Raw genomic sequence first — 22,592 nt, forward strand, 5'->3', positions numbered from 1 at the left:
AAGTATGAAAATTATTAATCCAATTTTAAAAGGCTTTAATCCGGATCCTAGTATTTGTAGAGTAGGAGAAGACTATTATATAGCAACATCTACATTTGAGTGGTTTCCAGGAGTTCAAATTCATCATTCCAAAGACTTAAAAAATTGGCAGTTAATCAAACATCCAGTCGAAAGAGAGAGCCAGATAAATATGCGTGGAAACAGTGATTCTGGTGGTGTTTGGGCTCCAGCACTGAGTTACAGTGATGGAAAATTTTGGTTGATTTATTCTGATGTAAAAGTTGTTGAAGGAGATGTCTTCAAAGATGTAAATAATTATTTAATTACTTGTGACACTATTGATGGTGAATGGAGTAATCCCATTTATTTAAATAGCTCAGGTTTTGATCCTTCTTTATTCCATGATGAGGATGGGAAAAAATATTTAGTAAATATGGTTTGGGATTACCGCTCATATAATCATCGATTCTATGGAATTTCTTTACAAGAATATGATCATAAAAAGCAAAAATTAATTGGGGATTCTAAGATAATTTTTAAAGGGACAGAGTGGGGATTAACTGAGGCACCTCATTTATATAAAATTAATGGATATTATTATCTTTTAACAGCTGAAGGAGGAACTAAATACGAACATGCAGCGACAATTGCTAGAAGTGAAACAATAGATGGGCCTTATGAAGTTCATCCAGATAATCCATTGATATCTTCAGCTTTGCATCCATTTAATCCTCTTCAAAAAGCTGGCCATGCTTCCATTGTTAAGACTCATACAGATGAATGGTTTTTAGTTCATTTAACAGGAAGACCCATTAATAAGGCGGGAACGAGAGTTTCAGAATTTAGAGGATATTGCCCATTAGGTAGAGAAACTGCAATTCAAAGATTATATTGGGAAAATGATTGGCCATATGTTGAAGGAGGAAATTATCCTTCTCTAGAAATTAATGGACCTAAAATTAAAGAGGTTAAATGGAAAGATACTTATTTAGAAAAAGACGATTTTGAAGATTCCACCTTAAATATCCATTTTAATACGTTAAGAATACCTTTTAATGAGGAAATGGGTTCATTAACAGAACGACCTGGTTATTTAAGATTATATGGTGGTGGTTCACCACATAACCTATTTCAGCAATCAATGGTAGCAAGAAGATGGCAAAGTTTAAAGTTTAGAGCAGAAACATATGTAGAGTTTTCACCTAAAACATACCAACAATTTGCGGGATTAGTTAATTATTATTCAATAAAAAACTGGACATCCATTCATGTGACAATGAATGAAGAAAAAGGACGCATATTAGATATTCTTTCATGTGATCAATTTAAATTAAAGAACGAACTTGAAGGAAGAGAGATAGAGATTCCTACTTCACTTTCTGGTGTGTATTTGGCTGTTGATGTTGATGGATTGAGTTATAACTATTCATACTCATTTGATGGAATAAATTGGAATAAAATAGAGATTCAATTTGAAAGTATTAAACTTTCAGATGATTATGTTGAATCGGGTGGATTCTTTACCGGAGCATTCGTTGGTGTTCATGCTGTAGATTTAACTGGTCAAAAATTGCATGCAGATTTCGACTATTTTTCATATGTTGAAGAGTGACAGATATGAAGCAAAATATTTTTAATGTTTTGGGATTTTTATTATCAGGGTTATTTGTAATGAGTATTTGGGGACCTATGTACGATGAATTAGGATTAATTGGAGGAATGCTAGCTAGTGGTGCTATTATAGGACTATTTTGGAATATTAATCATAATATGAAACTGATTATGAATGATGAAAAATTAAGTTTTATTGATATGGCATTAGGCATTGCTACTGCAGGTATTGTTCGAGATTTTTTACAAACTGGTGTGGATGGATTATATAAATCATTTCCTACTTTTATAATTGTCTTATTAGGTGGATGTATAGGCGGAATTATGGCATATATATCAGAAAGAGAAGAGATGAATTAATATGTCCGGAAAAGAAATGATTATAACATTTTTAGGTGCCATGATGTACTCCTTCGTCATTAATAGATTTTTTAATGAATTTATTAAAGATAATGTTATTTATAATGGTTATTTCACATCTTTTTCCTTAATTGGCCTATTTTGGTTACTAAATCATGGTATTGATTCACATATGATAGTCCAAAGTGGGCCAATTTGGATTGATATGGCTTTAGCAGCTGGGATAGGAGTCATGATAAAATCAATTTTTCAATTGAAAAATAAAAACCAAACTCTGAATATTCTTAAATTAATCAACTGGTCTTTATTAATACAAGCAATAGTTGGCGGTACGTTAGCCGGAATAATATTACACTTTATGAGGTAAAAACATGAAAATTCTAGAGATTTTAGAGATAGATTTATTTAAACAGACAGATGTGGATGGTTTAGTTGAAGGAAATACTGATCAAGAGTGTAAAAAAGTAGTGGTTACATTTTTAGCAACTATGGAAATATTAAAAAAATCCTTACAAATAGGTGCAAATTTTATTATTTCGCATGAGGGAATTTACTACTCACATGATAATAAAAAATTTTTAGAAAATAGCAAATTAGCACAAGAAAAACAGGACTATATTAAAAAACATAATTTAACTATCTACCGACATCACGACATGGTTCATAGGATATTGCCAGACACTATCACTGAAGGACTTGTAAAACAATTAGATTTAGCTGACAGAGTAATTACTCAAAGTGCGTATTATACTATTAGTGAAATTTCACCGACATATTTAAAGGATTATGTTGAAAAAGTTAAAGAAACCTTAGAGGTTTCAACGATAAAACATTTTGGAGAAGATAATCAAATCATAAAAAAAGTCTGTGTTCTTGTCGGCTACCGAGGTAGTTCAGATAATCTAATTCCTGTAATAGAAAATCAAGATGTTGATTTGATAATATATGGAGAAGGTCCGGAATGGGAAATTCCTTACTATATTAAGGATTACAATACTTTAAACTCTAACAAAAAATCTATAATTATTATTGGACATGAGGTAAGTGAAAAATATGGTATGCAGATGTTTATGCATAATTTAAAACAAAAATTTCCAACGTTAAAAGTAACTTATTTGTAAATGTTAGTGGAGGTGAAGAGAATGATTTTAACTCAAGAACTTGTAAAAAAACAAAATACAATATACAAACACCCTAACTTCGATATAGATAAAATGATTTATAATACGAAAAAATCACCAGAATGGATTCACTTTGGTGCGGGAAATATATTCAGAGCTTTTTTGGCAAATGCTCAACAAAAAATGTTAAATCGAGGATTAATGGATAGAGGGATTATAGTCGCTGAGGGATTTGACTATGAACTTATAGACTATCTAAAAAAGTATGATAATTTAACTATAAACGTGACTTTGAAATCCAACGGAGCAATTGAAAAAGATATTCTAGCTAGTGTAGCAGAATATTTAAAAATGAAAAGGGATGAAGATGATTTTATAAAATTAGTAAATTATTTTGAAAATCCAAGTTTGCAATTTATTAGCTTAACAATCACAGAAAAAGGTTATAAATTGACTGATTCATCAGGAAATTATTTTCATAATGTAAAAAATGATTTTGAATCAGGACCAAATGGAACTGAAAGCTATTTAGGAAAATTAGTTAGTTTATTATATAAAAGATTTAAAAGCGGTCCATATCCATTAGCAATAGTTAGCATGGATAATATGTCTAGAAATGGAGAGACTTTAGAAAATTCCATTATGATGTATGCAAAAAAATGGGTAGAAAACAATTTAGTTGAGTCAGAATTTTTAAGATATTTAAATAATAAAAATTACATTTCTTTTCCATGGACAATGATTGATAAAATTACACCGAGACCTTCAACCCAAATTGCAGAGAATCTTGAACAAGATGGGTTTGAAGAGATACAACCGATTACAACAAGTCGAAACACATATGTAGCACCGTTTGTTAATGGGGAGGAAACGGAATATTTAGTAATTGAAGATTCATTTCCTAACGGTAGACCACCACTTCAAGAGGTGGGTATTATTTTTACTGATAGATCAACAGTTCATTTAATTGAAACAATGAAAGTTACTACATGTTTAAACCCATTGCATACAGGTCTAGCTATCTTTGGATGTTTATTAGGGTATCATTCAATTGCAGATGAAATGAAAGATGTAGAGTTATTAAAATTAATTAATAGAATTGGTTATCAAGAAGGTCTACCTGTAGTTAAAGACCCAATCATTATTGATCCCAAAACATTTCTAGATGAGGTTATCATGGTTCGGCTCCCAAATAAGTTTATTCCGGATACCCCCCAAAGAATAATCACCGATACATCTCAAAAAATGAGTGTAAGGTTTGGTGAAACTTTAAAAAAATACTTGAATGAAGAGAAAAATTTAGAGAAATTAGTTGGTATCCCCTTGGTTATTGCTGGTTGGCTGAGATACCTACAGGGAACAAACGATGAACTAGAGAAAATTGAACAAAGTCCTGATCCGTTATTAGAAGAAATTGAAAATATTTTTAGTGATCAAGATTACGATTCTGAAGAACATCTGAATAAAATTGATGGATTATTATCTAGGAAAGAAATCTTTGGCGTTGATTTGGTTCAAATAGGTTTATCTAATAGGATTAAACAGTATTATATGGAAATGAATCAAGGTACAGGATCTGTAAGAAGAACCTTGGAAAAATTTTTAGTATAAGAGGTGAAATGATGAAAATGTCATTTAGATGGTATGGAATAGGAAATGATCCCATACCATTAGAATATATAAAGCAAATTCCAGGTGTAAAAGAAGTTGTGTGGGCCTTGCATAAGAAAATGGCAGGCGAAGTATGGACTCAAGAAGAAATTCAAAAAGAATTAAAAGTTATTCATAAAGCAGGATTAAGTGGGAGTATAGTTGAAAGTGTAAATATTCATGATGATATTAAGTTAGGTCTACCCACTAGAGATCAATATATTGAGAACTATAAACAAACTTTAATAAACTTAGCAAAAAATGATGTAAAAATAGTTTGTTATAATTTTATGCCTATTTTTGACTGGACTAGAACAGATATGTTTCATCCTTTAGAGGATGGATCAACTGCACTTTATTTTGATAAAAATACTATTTTATCAATTCAACCAAATGAATTATTAGATTTATTTAAACAAGGAGAAGGAGATTTGACTTTACCTGGATGGGAACCAGAAAGAATGACCCGTATTAAAGAACTTTTTAAAGCATATGAGGGTATAACAGAAGAAAAATTACGCGCTAATTTTAAATATTTTATAGATTCTATCATTCCGATTTGCGAAGAATGGGATATTAAAATGGCTATTCATCCTGATGATCCACCTTTTCCTATTTTTGGATTACCTCGTTTAGTAAGTAACAAAGAAAATATTCAGAAACTTCTAGATGTAAATACTAGTAAGTATAATGGATTAACATTTTGTACTGGTTCTTTGGGATCGAACACAAACAATAATTTGATTGCAATGATTAATGATTTCTCAGATAGAATTCATTTTATGCATATAAGAAATGTAAGAGTTGATGAAACTGGTAGTTTTAGTGAGGTATCGCATAAATCAGAGGATGGTACAGTTGACATTATAGGAGTAATGAGAGCTTTATGCGAATCTAATTTTAATGGTTTTATCCGACCGGATCATGGAAGACATATTTTTGGAGAAAACGAGAGTAATGTAAGACCAGGGTATGGCTTATACGACAGAGCTTTAGGTGTCATGTATTTAAATGGATGTTGGGATACTTTAAAATTAACAACTAAGTAATACAATGTTGCAATAAATAAATTAAAAAAATACTTCTTCTATACAAAAGACAGCGTTACCATTATAATTATAAGTAGCAATCAATGTTAGGAGGATACACAATGACAATTTTAGAGGAAACTTTTACACTGCACAATGGTGTTAAAATTCCCAAATTAGGATTAGGGACATGGCAATCAGCGCCCGAAGATGCTTATAAAGCAACGTTATTTGCTTTAAAAAATGGATATACCCATGTTGATACTGCGATTGTTTATGGTAATGAAACAGAGGTTGGCCGAGCAGTTAGAGATTCAGGTCTAAAACGTGAGAATGTTTTTGTAACCACTAAAGTGCCGGCGGAACGTAAAACTTATCAAGAAGCCAAAGAGAGCATTGAACAAGCTTTAAGAGAATTAGATTTAGAGTATATTGACTTAATGTTAATTCATGCCCCACGTCCATGGGCAATCATGCATGAAAATCCGGAAAATTTGAAATATTTTGAAGAAAACCGTGAAGTGTGGCGTGCATTAGAAGAAGCTTATGAGGCAGGAAGTATCAAAGCGATTGGCGTATCAAACTTTGATGTTAAAGATTTAGAAAATATTATGGAAGCTTGTAAAGTAAAACCAATGGTCAACCAAATTATCTATCATATCGGAAAAACCAACCCTGAAGTGTTAGAGTTTTGTAAAGCCAATGATATTTTAGTTGAAGGTTATTCACCGATTGCTACTGGGCGACTATTAGGCAATGAACAAATTGAAAAGATGGCCTCTAAATATGATAAATCAATTCCACAAATTTGTATTCGCTATTTATTAGAAAAAGACATTTTACCTCTACCAAAATCTGTTCATGAAAAATATATTATTGAGAATGCGAAATTAGATTTTGAAATTGAATTAGAGGATATGGAATATTTAGACTCTATTCAATAAAATGCAAATTATTGGTAAGTTTTGATAAAAAATATAGGAAATAAGAAAGCGCTCTAGTCACTTGAACGCAAAAATGATAAACTAATCTTTAAAGAGAGAAGGTTAGTTTATTTTGATGAAGGTGGGAAGAAAAATGAAAATACTCTGTTTTGATATGGGAGGAACAGCAGTCAAATATGGTGTTTGGGATGACGACAAGATAACGAATATTGGATCGTTTAAAACTCCAACAACTTGGGATGAAATGAAACAACAAATGAGACAAGTGGCAACTAAATTCACTGATGTTGAAGGGGTCGGTATTAGCTCGCCTGGTTCTGTCGATTCAAAATTAGGGGTGATTAGAGGCATTAGTGCCATTCCTTATATCCATAATTTTGAAATTGTTAAAGAATTGACAGAGTTATTTAATAAACAAGTAACCATCGAAAATGATGCGAATTCAGCGGCTTTAGCAGAACTTTATTATGGCAGAGCAAAAGACTTAAACAATGTCGTTTTTTATATTATTGGTTCGGGTATTGGTGGAGCTGTTAGTATCAATAAACAACTTGTTAAAGGGGCGAATCTATTTGGTGGCGAAATAGGGTATATGTTAATGGATGGTAAAAAAACATTGAGTCAAATTGCTAGTCCGGTAGAAACAGCTAAACGCTATCATTTTGAATCCGGTAAAGAGTTATTTGACTTAGCAGCTAAAGGAAATGAACAAGCGAAGGTAGGTGCGGAGGAAGTCTATGATACTTTGGCTAGAAGTATGTATAATGTGGCCTTAATGCTAGACCCTGAACTCATTTTAGTTGGAGGGGGCATCTCACAAAGGGATGATTTTCTGGCACCGATTCAAGTAAAGCTTGACCATTATTTAAAAGCAAACGGTGCAGGTGATTTGAAGATTAAGATTGATCGTTGTGAATTTCTGCAAAATGCGAACTTAATTGGTGCGGCTGTTAATTATCAAAATACAAAAGATTAGAGCAATAATTGAGATAAATGGAAGATAGTTTACGAATTTAAATTTTAAGTGACTAGATTCATTTATGGATTAACTAATATTAATCAATTTCAATTTATTTTTATTGGACGGCATTGGAAATGAAAAATCAATTTTTCTTCTAATGTCATTTTTTGTACCTGTTTGATGATAAGAATGTCATTTTTATGCGGTTTTATTGCTATAATGATAAAATATCAACATTATTAAGAATAAAATATAAAACATTAATGTTAGCTGAAAAACAGATCAAATACTGTGTTAACAGCGTTTATATAATGTTTCTAATAAACGTTATAATTTGAATATTTTGAAATTATTTTAAAATTATATATTTTTCGTTAATGTAAGCGGATAATTTAATGTCATCAATATGGTATTTTTGTCAGAAATATGGTAAACGCTATCAAAGGATATTGATATGATAAAGACATCAAATGGCATTAAGTAATTAATGGCAAAAATTTAGGAGGGTTTTTATGAGAAAATTGTTGGCAAAAAGTTGTTTAGCATTGACTCTTAGTTCAGTTTTATTATCATCTGCAGCATCTTTAGTTAAGGTAAATGCTGAAGAAGGTAAAGTCATTAATATTTATTCTTGGAACAATGAGTTCCGTGACCGTGTAACGGCAGTTTATTCTAAAGTAGAGAGTACATCTGAAGATGGAACCGTAACTAAATTAACAGATGGTACTGAAATTCACTGGATTGTAAATCCTAACCAAGATGGTGTGTATCAACAAAAATTAGACGAGGCATTATTAAGACAAGCAGACGCTGGTGCCGATGAAAAAGTGGATATTTTCTTATCTGAAACCGACTATGTTAATAAATACGTAGACGAAGCAGTTGATGTGGCAATGCCATTAATTGATTTAGGTATTGACCCAGAAAAAGATTTAGCGGACCAATTTGATTTCGCTAAAGCAACACCTTCTGATCAAAGTGGTGTTCAAAGAGGTTCTACTTGGCAAGGAACACCAGGGCTATTAGTTTATCGTCGTGATATTGCGAAAGAAGTATTTGGAACCGATGACCCAGCAGAAATTGCTAAAAAGACTGAAAATTGGGATGTCTTAAAACAAACAGCGGATGAATTAAAAGCTAAAGGTTACCATGTTTTCTCTTCTTATGCTGATACTTTCCGCTTATATGGTAATGCGATTGAACATCCTTGGGTTGAACAAGATTCAACTGTCATTAATGTCGATCAAAAAATTCTTGATTGGGTAAATGATTCTAAAGAATGGAAAGACGCAGGTTATTTTGATGAGACAGTAAAAGCACAATGGAATGATGACTGGAATAAAGCAATGGGTTCAGAATCTAAGTCATTTGCTTTCTTATTCCCTGCTTGGGGTATCGACTTCGTATTAAAACCAAACTGGGATGGCGAAGCTGGTTCTTGGGCAGTGACTACTCCTCCTCAAGAATATAACTGGGGTGGTTCTTACATTCATGCAGCTGCTGGAACAGATAACGTCGAACATGCAAAAGAAATTATCATGGAATTAACAGCAAATAAAGATAACTTAATGAAGATTTCTAAAGAGTACTTAGACTTTACCAATACTAAAAGCGGTATGAAAGAAGTAAGTGAAGATGATACCTTCTCACATGAATTCTTAGGTGGACAAAATCCATTTACTTACTTTACACCTGTTGCCGAAAATATTAAAGTAGCACCATTATCAGCTTATGATCAAGCGTGTGTGGAAGAAATTCAAAATGCATTTGGCGATTACTTCCAAGATCAAGTTACATTTGATGAAGCAAAAGCAAACTTTGAAACTGCGATTAAAGAACGCCATCCAGAAATTACTGAAATTAAATGGCCAGAATAATCAAGTAAAATAATATTTAATAAGGCGAAGTAAGCAGTCGATAACTTGCTTTACTTCGCTTTATTTCTTGGAGGGAATGAATATGAAACAAAATAAAAAACGAGTCGATTACTCAAGATGGGGATATTACTTTATTCTACCATTTTTCATAACTTACTTTATTTTTTCTTTAATACCGTTGTTAGATACCATTCGTTTTAGTTTTTTTGAATATTTTAGATCAGGAATTCGTCAAATTGGACCTAATTTTGTAGGGTTAAAAAATTATCAGGCATTATTAGAATCTGATATGTTACGTTATGCAAGTAATACAATGATTTTATGGTTATTAGGATTTATTCCACAAATTGTAGTTGCTATGTTATTAGCTGTTTGGTTTACAGACAAAAGATTAAAAATTAAAGGTCTGCAATTTTTTAAGGTCGTAATGTACTTACCGAACTTAATTATGGCTTCTGCTTTTGCAATGATGTTTTTCGCATTATTTTCAACTAATGGGCCGGTCAATTCCATCCTTTTAAATTTAGGTTGGATTAATCAGAAAATTGACTTTTTAGGAACACCTTTTGGAACCCGCGCTATGATTGCTTTTATGAACTTTTTAATGTGGTTTGGAAACACCGCAATAATATTAATGGCTGCTATTTTAGGGATTAATGAGGAAATATTTGAATCTGCTGAAATGGATGGTTGTACGCCATTACAAAAATTTTTCCATATTACATTGCCATTAATTCGTCCTATCTTGGCATATACTTTAATTACGGCAATAATTGGTGGGTTACAAATGTTTGACGTGCCGCAAATTTTAACGAATGGACAAGGTTCGCCAAATAGAACTTCCATGACTCTAATTATGTTCTTAAACAGTCACTTGAAGAGTAAAAACTATGGTATGGCTGGGGCATTATCTGTCTATTTATTTATCGTAAGTGGTATTTTATGCTATTTCGTTTATAAAATGTTAGAAGAGAAAGATCCGACGGGAACGATGCGAGAAAAAGCAAAACAAAGTCGTAAAAAAGGAGTGTTAACTAATGCAAAATAAAAATAATTTTTTGGTAAATAAAGTTTTTCGTTATATTGTGTTAATTATTTTATCAATCCTTTGTTTGTTCTCTTTTTATATTTTGTTAATTAGTTCTACACGTTCTCACGCTGATTTACAAAAAGGCTTCTCAGCTTTACCAGGAGAATTCTTTTGGGAAAATTTAAAGAAAGTTGCTAATGACGGTACTTTCCCAATGTTTAGAGGGATTTTGAATAGTGTTTGGGTTTCTTCTGCGGTAGCGGTAATCTGTACCTATTTTTCAGCCTTAACAGCTTATGGTATCTATCGTTATGATTTTAAATTAAAAAAATTAGCTTTTACATTTATTATGGCAATTTTAGTCATGCCAACTCAAGTAACGGCGATGGGATTCTTACGTTTAATTACTAATATGAAATTAAATGATACTTTATGGCCATTAATTATACCTTCAATTGCTTCTCCAGCTGTTTTCTATTTTATGTACAGTTATTTACAAGCTTCCTTATCACTATCAATTGTTGAGGCGGCTCGTATAGATGGATGTGGAGAGTTTGCTATCTTTAATCGGATTGTGTTGCCGATAATGAAGCCGGCGATTGCGGTTCAAGCCATTTTCGTTTTCGTAGGAGCATGGAATAATTACTTTATTCCAGCATTGATTATTGACTCAAAAGACAAAATGACTGTGCCAGTTTTAATTGCGACTTTACGTGGAGCGGACTTTATGAACTTCGATATGGCGAAGGTTTATATGATGATTGTGGTTGCTATCATTCCTATTGTGATTGTTTATCTGTTGCTATCTAAGTACATCATTGCTGGTGTTACTTTAGGAAGTGTGAAGGAATAAAAATATATAGATAAAGGGGTCTGTTATAGGTGAAAAAAGTTCAAAAAAATGGTTGTCTTTATTATCGGTTATGGCATTAGGTAGTTTAACACCGATTAATATCTTAGCAGAGGATTCAACAAGTGTGGAAGAAACATCGATTGAAACACAAGCAGTTAAATCAGACGATTCAACAACGACAGAAAGCTCAAATGAAGGAACATCTAAAGTGGAATACGCTAGTGAGTACCTTGAAAAATACCAAGAGCAAGGAGTTAACTTTGAAGAGTATGACTTTGTATGGGGCGATGAATTTGAGGGAGATCAGCTAAATCGTGATGATTGGAATGTTGAATTGCATGAGCCAGGTTGGGTGAACGAAGAGTGGCAAGAATATATTGATGATGAAAAAGTTTTACAAGTAAATGATGGAAAATTAGTAATTCAACCAGTAAAAGAGTCGGTTGATGGTTAAGACCTGTATTATTCTGGTCGTGTTAATACACAAAACAAACAAAATTTTAAATATGGTTTTTTTGAAGCAAAAGTAAGAGTCCCTAAAGGGCAAGGCTATCTACCAGCATTTTGGTTGATGTCTGCAGATGAAAATGTCTATGGACAATGGCCGCGTTGTGGTGAAATTGATATCATGGAAGTACATGGTAGTGATACGACTAAAAGTTATGGCACAATCCATTACGGTAATCCACATCGTGAAAGTCAAGGTGAAATCCAACTGACTGAAGGGGATTTTAGTGAAGAGTATCATATATTTGCTCTCGAATGGTTACCTGGAAAAATCAATTGGTTTGTCGATGGACAACTGATTCATTCTGAAAGCGAATGGTATTCAAAAACCGAAGGACAAGGTGAAATTACCTACCCTGCGCCATTTGATTCAGAATTTTATGTGATTTTAAATTTAGCAGTAGGTGGTAGCTGGGTTGGCTATCCAGACGATTCAACCGAATTTGAAGGTCAATCCTATGATATTGATTATGTCAGAGTCTATCAAAAAGAAGCTTATGATGAAAATGTTCAAAAACCTACACAAGAATTTGCTGCACGTGAAGCCGATGAATCAGGTAATTATATTGTTAATGGTGATTTTTCAGAAAGTGAAGAATTATCGGATGAAGACAATTGGATTTTCCTGACGACGCAAGGTGGCGAGGCAGAAGCGAGTATTGCGGATAATCAGTTATCGATTAATACCACTGCTAATGGTGAGGTGGATTATAGTGTTCAGTTAGTTCAAGATCATTTGCCAATGGAACAAAATTATCAATACCAAGTTAGCTTTACGGCATGGAGTGACCAAGAACGTTTGGGTAGAGTGAATGTAACTGGTCCAGATAATGGTTATATTCGATATTTTGAGGATCAAGAATTTGAATTAACCTCAGAGCCCCAGACGTTTGAGTTTGAATTTGCAATGAATGAAGCTTCAGATGAAAATGGACGATTAGAATTTAATTTAGGTGGTTACGATGAAGCCACTCCATTTTACTTAAAAGACGTCAGTGTGAAGCGTTTAGAGAAAACTGAAGGTTCTGAAACGACAGAAGGTAAAACCGTATTATCAGATGGCAACTATGTTTATAATGGCAAATTCCAAGAAGGCGATTATCATATTGGTTTCTGGCAATGGGATGGTGGTGCCATAGAAGAAGCTATTTCACCTTTGGAAGACGGTCGCCGTTTAATTGTTGCTGGTGGCAAGACGAGTACTTTACTTCAAGAACAGTTACCATTAGATGCAGGGGTAGAATATGAATTTTCACTAGATGTTGAAGCTGAAGAAAACTTCACATTAAAAGGCAAGATAGGTGAATCTGAATTCGAGTTACCTGTAGAAAAAGGGTTAAATCCTTATCGTTATAGTTTTACCTTAGAGGAAGAACAACTCAATAATACCGATTTAACGTTAACTTTTGATAATGTGAATGAAGTCAGAGTCGATAATGTAAAAGTGCAAGAAAATCGTTTAATTAAAAATGGTAGCTTTAATGCTGGCTTAACAGGTTATAATTCTTTTATTGATGCTTCTGCTAATGCAACGGTTGTGGTGGATAGCTTGAATGAGGACAATGCAGCTGATTTTACGATTTATAATACCGGTGACCAGGCATGGAAAATTCAATTGATTCAAGAACAAGTTCCTTTAATAAAAGGGAAGTCATATCGCTTAACCTTCAAGGCCAAAAGTAGTGTAGAACGTAGTATTATGTATGCTTTGCAACGAGATGGGAAAGCAGATGACGTATGGACGACTTATTTGCCGGAACAGATTGTACCGTTAAAAGCTGACTATCAAGAGTATCGATATGAATTTACGATGGAAGAACCCGATGATTTGAAAGCAATGTTGAGTATTTCGTTAGGTGCCGTGGAAGATAAAGTCATCGAACAAGAACATCGCGTAGTGATTGACGATATTGAATTAGAAGAAGTAAACTAAAAGATAAGACAATAAATGGAATGAAGTTGAGGTGTCAAAATGAACCCGTTGAATGATAAATGGATTATGAATTCTGATTTAGAACAAATCGGGATAAAGCACCGCAAATTATCGGAAGAGTATTTATTTTATAAAGCGGTAGCAGATGGCAATTTGGGTGTGATAGATAAAAATTTACGAGCAAATAAATTTATTGAAGCTGAAGGCGTAGGTAAACTATCCAAAAATCCTTTAGTAAATATCAAATATCATTTTGTCATCACTGCCGCTATGGTGACACGATACTGTAGTAATTATGGAATGGAACCTGAACGAGCTTTTCGTTTAAGTGATTATTATATTCAAAAGTTAGATAATTTACAAACGATTGAAGAAGTTCATGAGCTTCATGATGAGATGGTTTGGGATTTTACCAATAAAATGCGAATGCTAAAAATTAGCGATAAAATTTCTAAACATGTCGTAGAGTGTAAAAATTATATCTATATGCATATTCAAGATCGAATTTTAGTAGAGGATATTGCATTAGAATTGGATGTAACATCGAGCTATTTATCTAGATTGTTTAAAGCGGAAATGGGAATGCCAATCAGTAAATATATTAATCAACAAAAAATAAAATTGGCAATGAATTTATTAAGGTATTCTGATGAGTCCGTATTGGAGATCGCGAACAAATTTTCATTTTCATCTCAGAGTCATTTTATTAAGCATTTTAAAGAAATTGTGGGCATAACGCCTAAGAAATTTCGTGATAAATACTATATGACGTTAGAAAGATAGTTAAAAATGTGAGTGAAAGTTAGGAGGAAACCAATGTCTAACCAAGATAATGTAAGTGAATTGGTACAACATATAAATATTAAAGAGGGCATTTTAGGTGAAAAAAATTTTAACACGAAAATGTCAGCATTACTAAGACAAGCTGCTGCAGAAAGTATAGTTCTATTGGAAAATGAGGGTGTATTACCTTTAAAAGCAAATAACAAATTAGCGGTTTTTGGACGTTCTCAAATAGACTATTTTTATGTAGGATATGGGTCTGGTGGAGAAGTCAATCCACCTTATTTAGTCAATGTTATTCAGGGATTAGAAGAAAAAGATTTATTATTAAATAAAGTATTAATAAAAAAATATCAAACATTTTCTGCTAATAATATAGTAGAAGATGGTATTTGGGGACAATGGCCACGCTTCTTAGAGGAAATGACGTTAACGAATGAAGAAGTAAAGTCAGCTAGCGAAGATTCCGAAATTGCATTAATAGTGATTGGACGCGCGGCTGGTGAAGATCGTGAAAATGTCTTGGAAGAAGGTAGCTATTATTTAACTCAAAAAGAAAAGCAAATGATTGATCAAGTGACCCATTATTTTGAAAAAGTCATTTTAGTTATCAATAGTGGAAATGTCATCGACTTATCCTGGACGGAAAACTATGCCTTTTCAGCTATATTATTTGCTTGGCAAGGTGGTATGGAAAGTGGCAATGCGATTGCGGATGTTTTGATGGGAGATGTGAATCCTTCAGCTAAACTGCCAGACACGATTGCGCGTCATTACGAAGATTATCCAAGTGCTAAACAGTTTGGTCATGAAGAGTATGTAGAATATGTAGAGGATATCTATGTCGGATACCGTTATTTTGAAACATTCCATCCTGAAAAAGTTATTTATCCATTTGGTTATGGGTTAAGTTATACTCAGTTTGCTATGGATTCAGAATTATTAGTAAATGATAAAAGTGTGACGATTAATGTTTCTGTGACTAATATTGGAGAAATGCCGGGTAAAGAGGTGGTTCAAGTCTATCATGAGCCTCCACAAGGAAAATTAGGAAAACCTAAACGCAATTTAATTGAATTTCAAAAAACAGAGCTTCTTCAACCTGGTGAAACAGAGAATTTGAATTTTGAAATTAAACTACAAGACTTAGCTTCCTATGATGATAGTGGTGTAACAGGTCATCCATTTAGCTATGTTCTTGAGGCGGGAGAGTATCAATTTTATGTGGGCGATAGTCTAATAAACTTAGAATTGGTGGGCAATTATCATTTAGAAAAATTATTAGTAATTCAAAAATTGAAACAAATTGCCGCTCCCGTGGAAAATTTTAATCGTTTAGTTGCTACGTTGGAAGAAGGACAATTGGTTGAAACTTATCAACCCGTAACTTTACAAAAAGAATCAGTAAAGGAAAGAGTGTTGCAGCATCTGGAAAGTTTATCAGAAGTAAGTTCTGAAGAGACTTTCTTAGATACCGGTAAAACAGTATCAGAGTTGATTCATTCTTTTTCTAAAGAAGAGTTAGACGCCTTAACGCGCGGTGAAGGACCAATGAATAGCTCCTTTGGTCCGAAAGGGAATGCTGGAATGTTTGGTGGAACGATTGAATCATTACGTCAAAAAGGAATTCCTCCGGTTATTACCACAGATGGTCCAGCAGGTATTCGCTTAAATTATTACGCTTCACTTTTACCTTGTGGTACTGCTTTTGCAAGTACGTGGAATTTAGAATTACTGGAAGGGATAGGGATTGAATTTGGAAAAGAATTACTGGACTTAGGTTCCGATATGATTTTAGCACCAGGGATGAATATCCATCGAAATCCTTTAGGTGGGCGAAACTTTGAGTATTTTTCAGAGGATCCTTATTTAACAGGTAAAATGGCTGCAAGTTATGTTATCGGGGTGCAAAGTAATCAAGTTGCAGCTTGCCCAAAACATTTTGCATGTAATAATCAAGAAACAAATCGAAATTATAATGACTCGCGCGTATCGGAACGTGCTTTGCGTGAGATTTATTTAAAAGGCTTTGAAATTTGCGTGAAGGAATCTAATCCTTACTCAATCATGTCGTCATATAATAAGATAAATGGGGTATGGGCTCATTATCATTTTGATTTAGCAACAGAAATTTTACGTAATGAATGGAAATATCAAGGGTGTATCTTAACTGATTGGTGGATGCGAATGGCTAAAGATCCAAATTTCGAACATGTTGAAAACAATGCTTATCGAGTCAGAGCACAAGTTGATATTTTAATGCCTGGTGGAAAAGATTTTGTAACGAAGGAATCTGATGATTCTTTAATTCAATCGCTAGAGCATCTCGATGGAATTACTTTAAAAGAAGTGCAACATTCAGCTTTGAATGTTTTAAATCTAATACAAAAAATAAAAGGCTAGGTTAATTGAAAGCCTATGTGAATAAACTTAGGTTATATATTATTTATTGATTTTCTCAAAAAGAAGCTACTAATTTTAGTAAGAAAAATGGTTCTACAACTTGTAGCGGGATAAATGATAAAAAATGAGCTCTAAGGCAAGTAATGTTGGTAAATAGTAAGGCTCTATATTTTTTTGTGTACAACTTAATTTTTAGAGGAAATCACGGACTTTTTGCATATAAAAATAGCGCTGGTGAAGCTTCCGCCAACACTAAAAATTATAGAACCTAATTTTAACAACGTTGAGTGGACGTAATCCTTGTACTGAAAACAAGGCACTACGTTATTCAACGTTGTTATTTTTGTTTTGAGTGATAATTTGCGTGAAACGATGGGTGAATTGAGCTGTCATTCCCCAGATTGTTTCATCTGTTAAATCATAAAAAGGAATCGCATTACTACGTTGCGAAAAGCGATATTGTTTGCCATTACGGATTTTATTAAATGGAAAATCCTCATTAGGGACGATTTCTGACGCTAATTGATAGTATCTAGGTGGATGATTAATTAAGTCTTTTAAAGAAACGGAAAATATTTTAGCAACTTCTTCATTGGGGGTAATTTGTTGATAATTGTCTATCAAAAGTCTGCCGACAAAACAATGAATGGTCGCTTGACCATTCACGATATAATCGATTTCTCCTAGAATTTGGATTTGGTTTTCTGAGATGTTTAATTCTTCAGTCGTTTCGCGGATCGCTGCTTGGACAAGTGATTCATTGGCTTCAACTGCTCCACCAGGAAAGGAAACATCACCAGGTTGCGGCACTTGTTCACTTCGGACTTCATATAAGACATGCCATTCGTTCTTTACTTTAATTAAAGGCAATAAGACAGCATATATACGTTTTTGACTAATGGGTTTTGCTTGATAGCTGATTAACGCTTGTTCAATAATATTTAACATGGCGACTCCTTTCTAATTCGAAATACATTAATCTCATCTTATCGGAAACAAATTTTAAAGTCAAATAGACAGTTTGAATCACTTCGTGCTAAGATTGAAAAAAGTAATATGAAGGAACAATTGAACATTTTATGAATTCAAATGAGGCTTAGCTAGTGCGCTTCGCTTGTTTACCATTGTCACCCTGTTCGATTTCTTCAAAATTGTCCAGTCTAACAGCGGGTAAGACCTTATCCATAACATAATGTTCGGTAAAATTAAGAGAAACAGAGACAATCAGAAGGGTGTGAAATGACCTTCTAAATATATATTGCGAGGAGTGAGGCAGATGATTATTAAACAACCGTCAAAAAAATTAAACAACTATCAAATTATCCATGCAATTGGAGGGAGTGAGCTAAATTTTAAACAATCAGTTGGCGAAGAAGTTTATCGTCAATCTTTAAATAAAATATTAAATGCGTTAAACATAGAGCCAAAGCAAGTTCATCATGGTAACCAAGTGCATGGTGCAAATGTAGAGATTGTCAATGCAGATAAAGGTGAACATCCTCTGTTTGCAGGTTATCCACTGTCACCAGAAACAGATGGCTTTATTACAGCTGAAGCCGGTGTAGCTCTTTTAGTACGGATGGCGGATTGTACACCGATTGTTATTTATGATCCTATCAGTAAGGTAATAGCAGCCCTTCATTCGGGTTGGCGTGGTACCGTTCAAAAAATTAGTCAGCAAGCGATTGTTAAGATGGTTAATCATTTTGGAACCGATGTCTCTGATTTAATTGCTTATGTCGGTCCTTCAATTGACCAAGAGCATTATGAGGTAGGTTCAGAAGTTTATGAGGCTTTTGAAGCAATTGGTAATCGCGATCGTTATTTTAAAGCAAAAGGTGACAAATACATTTTAGATATGATCCAGGCCAATATTGAAGTTTTAAAATTAGCGGGTGTAAAAATAGAAAATATTGATTTTTCTACCGAGTCAACATTTGTGAGTGAAAGACTTCATTCAGCTAGAAAAGAAGGTAAAGATTACCAATTAAATGCCTTACTAGTCATGCTGCCTTCATAAAAATGAACTGATTATCCTGGGGTAAAATTTTTTTGAAAAATTAGATGAATTAGTATATCATTAAAATTAAAAAACGATGAGAGGCGATTGGATGAAAACTCATAAATTAGCGATTATAGGTGTAGGACATGTGGGGACGCAAGTATTAGCAAGTGCGCTTCATTCCCATTTATTTTCAGAAATTATTTTAATTGATCCCCGTACAGAATTGGCTACTGGTGAGGCGTTGGATCAGGCCCATGCGACAGGATTATTAAGTCGGCATAATACTAAAATCTATGTGGGACAATATAGTGATTTAATCGATGTCGATATTTGTATTATTGCAGCGTCCTATGTTTATCCCAATGGTGAACTACCAGAAGATCGACAAGCGTTGTTAACTCAAAATGCCAATATTATTCGAGAAATTATGACGAATATTACTCAGGTTACTCATGAGCCAATTTTATTATTTATTACAAACCCTGCTGATACAGTTGTGTATATGGCGGCCACCGAGTTTGACTATCCTAAAAATAAAGTGATTGGGACCGGTTGTAGTTTAGATTCCGCAAGACTGCGTTATATTTTAGCCCAGATGTATGATGTGGCACCCCATTCAGTGCAAGCTTATATGTTAGGTGAACATGGATATACTGCCTTTCCTGCTTTGAGTCATGCGAGTATTGCGGGGATTGGTTATCAACAACTAAAACAGTACTTTCCTAACATCACAGAACGGAATCCAGATGAGATAAAGGAAAAGGTAGTATTAGCGGCTTACGATGTATTTAGAGCTAAAAACGGTGTCACCGATGCGGCTATCGCACAAGTAGCCATCGATATTACACAATCTATTCTGTTAGATGATCACATGATTTATCCCGTAAGTACAGTAGTTGAAGCCAATGAATATCACTCAGAAGCGATTGCTTACAGTCTACCGACCATTATAGGAAAAGAAGGCATTGTAAAAGTCTTACCTATAGCACTTAATGAATGGGAGCAAGCAAAATTAAAAGAGTCTCTCATATCAATCCAAACGAATATTGATTTAGCTAAAAGGATATAGAAAGGGAGTGGGCAAGAAGTAGAAAATTGAATATTTTTCGCTTCGTCGGTCTACCCCCGCACAGTTGAGTAGGCCTCAAACAAGTCATTAAGACGCAGTTTGAGGCCACTCAACCACTGCGCTTTTAATTTAATACCAATAACTTGATTTGAGTTTACAAAATTTATCTTTAACCTCATTAAGACGCAGTTTGAGACCACTCAACCACTGCGCTTTTAATGAATAAGCTCTAATTTGACTGAATTCTTCAAATTTATGTTCAATGTCAATAAGACGCAGTTTGAGACCACTCAACCACTGCGCTTTGAATTAAACAGATATGCCTGAACAGAATTTAAAAAGTTTTTGCCCATCTCATCATATTGTCATTCAAATATAAAAACAAGGAACTTTTCAAAATATTGAGATGTTCCTTGTTTATTTATGAGTCTTTTTAGTTATTTAGTCGTGTTTGCAGTAAAATACCAAGAGTTTAATGATGCCGCGGATATTATAACTGTATGAGCTAGATAGATTTAATTAGTTTTGTGTGGGGTATTCTTTCATAAATTTTTCCATCCGGTCCATTGCTTCAGCAATGATGTCGTCGCTTGCAGCATAACTTAAGCGGACGTAATTTTCGCCACCCGTTCCAAATGCTGAACCTGGAATTAATGCAACCTGTGCTTTCGTCGCCAGTTCTCTACCGAATTCAAAGCTGTCTTGAGGATAACCGGCAGGGATTTTAGCGAATAAGTAAAAAGCACCATTTGGTTTAATAATTTCAAATCCCATTTTGGTCATGCGTTCATAAATATAATCGCGTCGTTTAATATAGGCTTCTTTCATGATTAGGGCATCATCTTTACCATCGGTTAGGGCAGCAATACCGGCATGTTGTGAGATACTCGTTGCGTTGGTGATATAGTTTTGGTGAACTTTATTCATTTGATTGGTAATCATCAGTGGAGCAAAGTTAAATCCAACTCGCCATCCGGTCATCGAATGGGATTTAGATAATGACTGTACAACGATTGTTTGTTCTGGTAGATAAGTTGCGATGGAAACATGTTTATCTCCGTAAACAAATTCACTATATACTTCATCACTGACGATGAAAATTGGCTTATCTTTTAAAATATTGGCGATTGCTTGCGCTTCTTCATCGTCCCAAGTGATGCCTGTAGGATTGGTTGGGTAGTTTAAGACAATGGCTTTCACGTCGTCACCATGTTCGGCTAATGCTTGTTCCAACAATTCTGGAGAAAGCACAAATTGATTTGGTTCGGTGTTAATATGAACCGGAATACCGCCATATAAGATAATCATTGATTGGTATAAGGTGAAAAAAGGTGAAGGGATTAGTACTTTATCACCAGGATTAAGAATCGCTTTAAAGGCTATCGACAAACCTTCAGTGGCACCATGAGTAACAATGGTTTCTTCTGGCGTATAATTCAATTGATATTTATCATTTAACCATTGGCATGCAGCTTGTCTTAATTCTAAAACGCCAGAGGCATGAGTATAGCGAGTCGCATTGTTATCAATCGCTAGTTTACCAGCTTCTTTAATATGGCCAGGTGTCGTAAAATCTGGCTCACCTAAAGTCAATTTGATGATGCCTTCAATTTGATTACATAGTTCATCAAATTCACGGATGGCCGATATTCCAATTTTTTCAACGTCTTCATTAAAGCGATTTTCAAACAAATTCATAATCTTCACTTCTCTCATTAAAATTTAATTTGGTATTATTGTAACACATTTATGATTGATACTAAAGATACTAGAATTATGTGGAAAAAATTCATCTTTATGTTATAATGTACGAGTGAAAGATTGATAAATAAAGGAGAAGTTTAAAGATGATTTCTGCAGTAGATTTAAGAGCGGGTATGACATTCGTTCAAGATGGCAAATTAATCCGTGTACTAGAAGCGAGTCACCACAAACCTGGTAAAGGTAATACGGTTATGCGTATGAAATTACGTGACGTACGTTCAGGTGCCACTTATGACACAACCTTCCGTCCGGACGAAAAATTTGAGCGTGCTTATCTTGAAACAAAAGAAGTTCAATACTTATATAGCATGGGTGATGTTGCAACCTTCATGGACTTAGAAACATATGAACAATACGAAATTCAAACATCAACGATTGAAAATGAATTGAAATATCTATTAGAAAATATGGAAGCTAAAATCCAATTTTATGGTTCTGAAGTAATCGGTGTTGAATTACCAACAACAGTTGTATTAACAGTAGCTGAGACACAACCTTCAATTAAAGGTGCCACTGTTACAGGATCTGGCAAACCAGCAACGATGGAGACAGGTTTAGTGGTTAACGTACCAGACTTTATTGAAACAGGAGAAGCGTTAGAAATTAATACCTCTGAAGGTACTTATATGCGTCGTGCACAAAAATAATTAATTAAATAAATCAGGAGGCTGATGTAAAATAGAAAAAGAAATT

The 22,592-nt window shown here is 33.9% G+C and carries 20 protein-coding genes; 18 read left to right on the forward strand and 2 right to left on the reverse strand.

Features of this window, described 5'->3' with window-relative positions; genetic code table 11:
* Positions 1 to 4 precede the first annotated feature (4 nt).
* The 15 genes from B5D12_RS01590 (at position 5) to B5D12_RS01660 (ending at position 17,061) form a co-directional block, all read left to right on the forward strand.
* The gene (locus B5D12_RS01590; protein ID WP_078755180.1) at positions 5 to 1,612 is read left to right on the forward strand and encodes a glycoside hydrolase family 43 protein; all 1,608 of its coding nucleotides are present in this window, start codon (positions 5 to 7) and stop codon (positions 1,610 to 1,612) included.
* 5 nt (positions 1,613 to 1,617) lie between these two features.
* Complete coding sequence (locus B5D12_RS01595; protein WP_078755181.1) at positions 1,618 to 1,971, forward strand: Lin0368 family putative glycerol transporter subunit; 354 nt, start codon at positions 1,618 to 1,620, stop codon at positions 1,969 to 1,971.
* A gap of 1 nt (position 1,972) precedes the next feature.
* Positions 1,973 to 2,338, forward strand: coding sequence for a Lin0368 family putative glycerol transporter subunit (locus B5D12_RS01600; protein ID WP_078755182.1), 366 nt, complete (start codon positions 1,973 to 1,975; stop codon positions 2,336 to 2,338).
* A gap of 4 nt (positions 2,339 to 2,342) precedes the next feature.
* A complete protein-coding gene (locus B5D12_RS01605; protein WP_078755183.1) occupies positions 2,343 to 3,092 on the forward strand; it encodes a Nif3-like dinuclear metal center hexameric protein in 750 nt (249 codons plus the stop codon).
* A gap of 21 nt (positions 3,093 to 3,113) precedes the next feature.
* Positions 3,114 to 4,703, forward strand: coding sequence for a mannitol dehydrogenase family protein (locus B5D12_RS01610; protein ID WP_078755184.1), 1,590 nt, complete (start codon positions 3,114 to 3,116; stop codon positions 4,701 to 4,703).
* 11 nt (positions 4,704 to 4,714) lie between these two features.
* Positions 4,715 to 5,791, forward strand: coding sequence for a mannonate dehydratase (gene uxuA, locus B5D12_RS01615; protein ID WP_078755185.1), 1,077 nt, complete (start codon positions 4,715 to 4,717; stop codon positions 5,789 to 5,791).
* A gap of 101 nt (positions 5,792 to 5,892) precedes the next feature.
* Entirely contained in the window at positions 5,893 to 6,714 is an 822-nt protein-coding gene (locus tag B5D12_RS01620; RefSeq protein ID WP_078755186.1) for an aldo/keto reductase, read from the forward strand.
* Positions 6,715 to 6,847: 133 nt separating this feature from the next.
* Entirely contained in the window at positions 6,848 to 7,690 is an 843-nt protein-coding gene (locus B5D12_RS01625) for an ROK family protein (RefSeq protein ID WP_078755187.1), read from the forward strand.
* A gap of 497 nt (positions 7,691 to 8,187) precedes the next feature.
* Positions 8,188 to 9,552, forward strand: coding sequence for an ABC transporter substrate-binding protein (locus B5D12_RS01630; protein WP_078755188.1), 1,365 nt, complete (start codon positions 8,188 to 8,190; stop codon positions 9,550 to 9,552).
* A gap of 82 nt (positions 9,553 to 9,634) precedes the next feature.
* The gene (locus B5D12_RS01635; protein ID WP_078755189.1) at positions 9,635 to 10,600 is read left to right on the forward strand and encodes a carbohydrate ABC transporter permease; all 966 of its coding nucleotides are present in this window, start codon (positions 9,635 to 9,637) and stop codon (positions 10,598 to 10,600) included.
* Positions 10,590 to 11,435, forward strand: coding sequence for a carbohydrate ABC transporter permease (locus B5D12_RS01640; RefSeq protein ID WP_078755190.1), 846 nt, complete (start codon positions 10,590 to 10,592; stop codon positions 11,433 to 11,435). Before B5D12_RS01635 ends, B5D12_RS01640 begins: the two co-directional genes overlap by 11 nt.
* A gap of 52 nt (positions 11,436 to 11,487) precedes the next feature.
* The gene (locus B5D12_RS01645; protein ID WP_078755191.1) at positions 11,488 to 11,889 is read left to right on the forward strand and encodes a LamG domain-containing protein; all 402 of its coding nucleotides are present in this window, start codon (positions 11,488 to 11,490) and stop codon (positions 11,887 to 11,889) included.
* Between the two features lie 3 nt (positions 11,890 to 11,892).
* Positions 11,893 to 13,875: a carbohydrate binding domain-containing protein gene (locus tag B5D12_RS01650; protein WP_234982888.1), complete on the forward strand. Its 1,983-nt coding sequence runs from the start codon at positions 11,893 to 11,895 to the stop codon at positions 13,873 to 13,875.
* 39 nt (positions 13,876 to 13,914) lie between these two features.
* Positions 13,915 to 14,658 carry a helix-turn-helix domain-containing protein gene (locus B5D12_RS01655; protein ID WP_078755193.1) on the forward strand — a complete coding sequence of 248 codons (744 nt, stop codon included), beginning with the start codon at positions 13,915 to 13,917 and terminating at the stop codon, positions 14,656 to 14,658.
* A gap of 33 nt (positions 14,659 to 14,691) precedes the next feature.
* On the forward strand, positions 14,692 to 17,061 hold the full coding sequence (locus tag B5D12_RS01660) for a beta-glucosidase (protein WP_078755194.1): 2,370 nt from the start codon (positions 14,692 to 14,694) through the stop codon (positions 17,059 to 17,061).
* A 324-nt stretch (positions 17,062 to 17,385) separates the two neighbouring features.
* Here the strand turns inward: B5D12_RS01660 and B5D12_RS01665 are convergent, their stop codons facing one another.
* Complete coding sequence (locus B5D12_RS01665) at positions 17,386 to 18,009, reverse strand: NUDIX hydrolase (protein WP_078755195.1); 624 nt, start codon at positions 18,007 to 18,009, stop codon at positions 17,386 to 17,388.
* Between the two features lie 328 nt (positions 18,010 to 18,337).
* On the opposite strand from B5D12_RS01665, the gene pgeF reads away from it, so the two are divergent.
* The gene (gene pgeF / locus B5D12_RS01670; protein ID WP_066124859.1) at positions 18,338 to 19,081 is read left to right on the forward strand and encodes a peptidoglycan editing factor PgeF; all 744 of its coding nucleotides are present in this window, start codon (positions 18,338 to 18,340) and stop codon (positions 19,079 to 19,081) included.
* A gap of 91 nt (positions 19,082 to 19,172) precedes the next feature.
* Entirely contained in the window at positions 19,173 to 20,135 is a 963-nt protein-coding gene (locus B5D12_RS01675; protein ID WP_159443823.1) for a lactate/malate family dehydrogenase, read from the forward strand.
* A 519-nt stretch (positions 20,136 to 20,654) separates the two neighbouring features.
* Here the strand turns inward: B5D12_RS01675 and B5D12_RS01680 are convergent.
* Positions 20,655 to 21,833, reverse strand: a complete 1,179-nt coding sequence (locus B5D12_RS01680) for an aminotransferase class I/II-fold pyridoxal phosphate-dependent enzyme (protein WP_078755197.1) — start codon at positions 21,831 to 21,833, stop codon at positions 20,655 to 20,657.
* A 149-nt stretch (positions 21,834 to 21,982) separates the two neighbouring features.
* On the opposite strand from B5D12_RS01680, the gene efp reads away from it, so the two are divergent.
* Entirely contained in the window at positions 21,983 to 22,546 is a 564-nt protein-coding gene (gene efp, locus B5D12_RS01685) for an elongation factor P (protein ID WP_066127099.1), read from the forward strand.
* Positions 22,547 to 22,592: the final 46 nt, after the last annotated feature.

It is taken from the genome of Globicatella sulfidifaciens DSM 15739 (assembly GCF_900167405.1).
GTDB lineage: Bacteria > Bacillota > Bacilli > Lactobacillales > Aerococcaceae > Globicatella > Globicatella sulfidifaciens.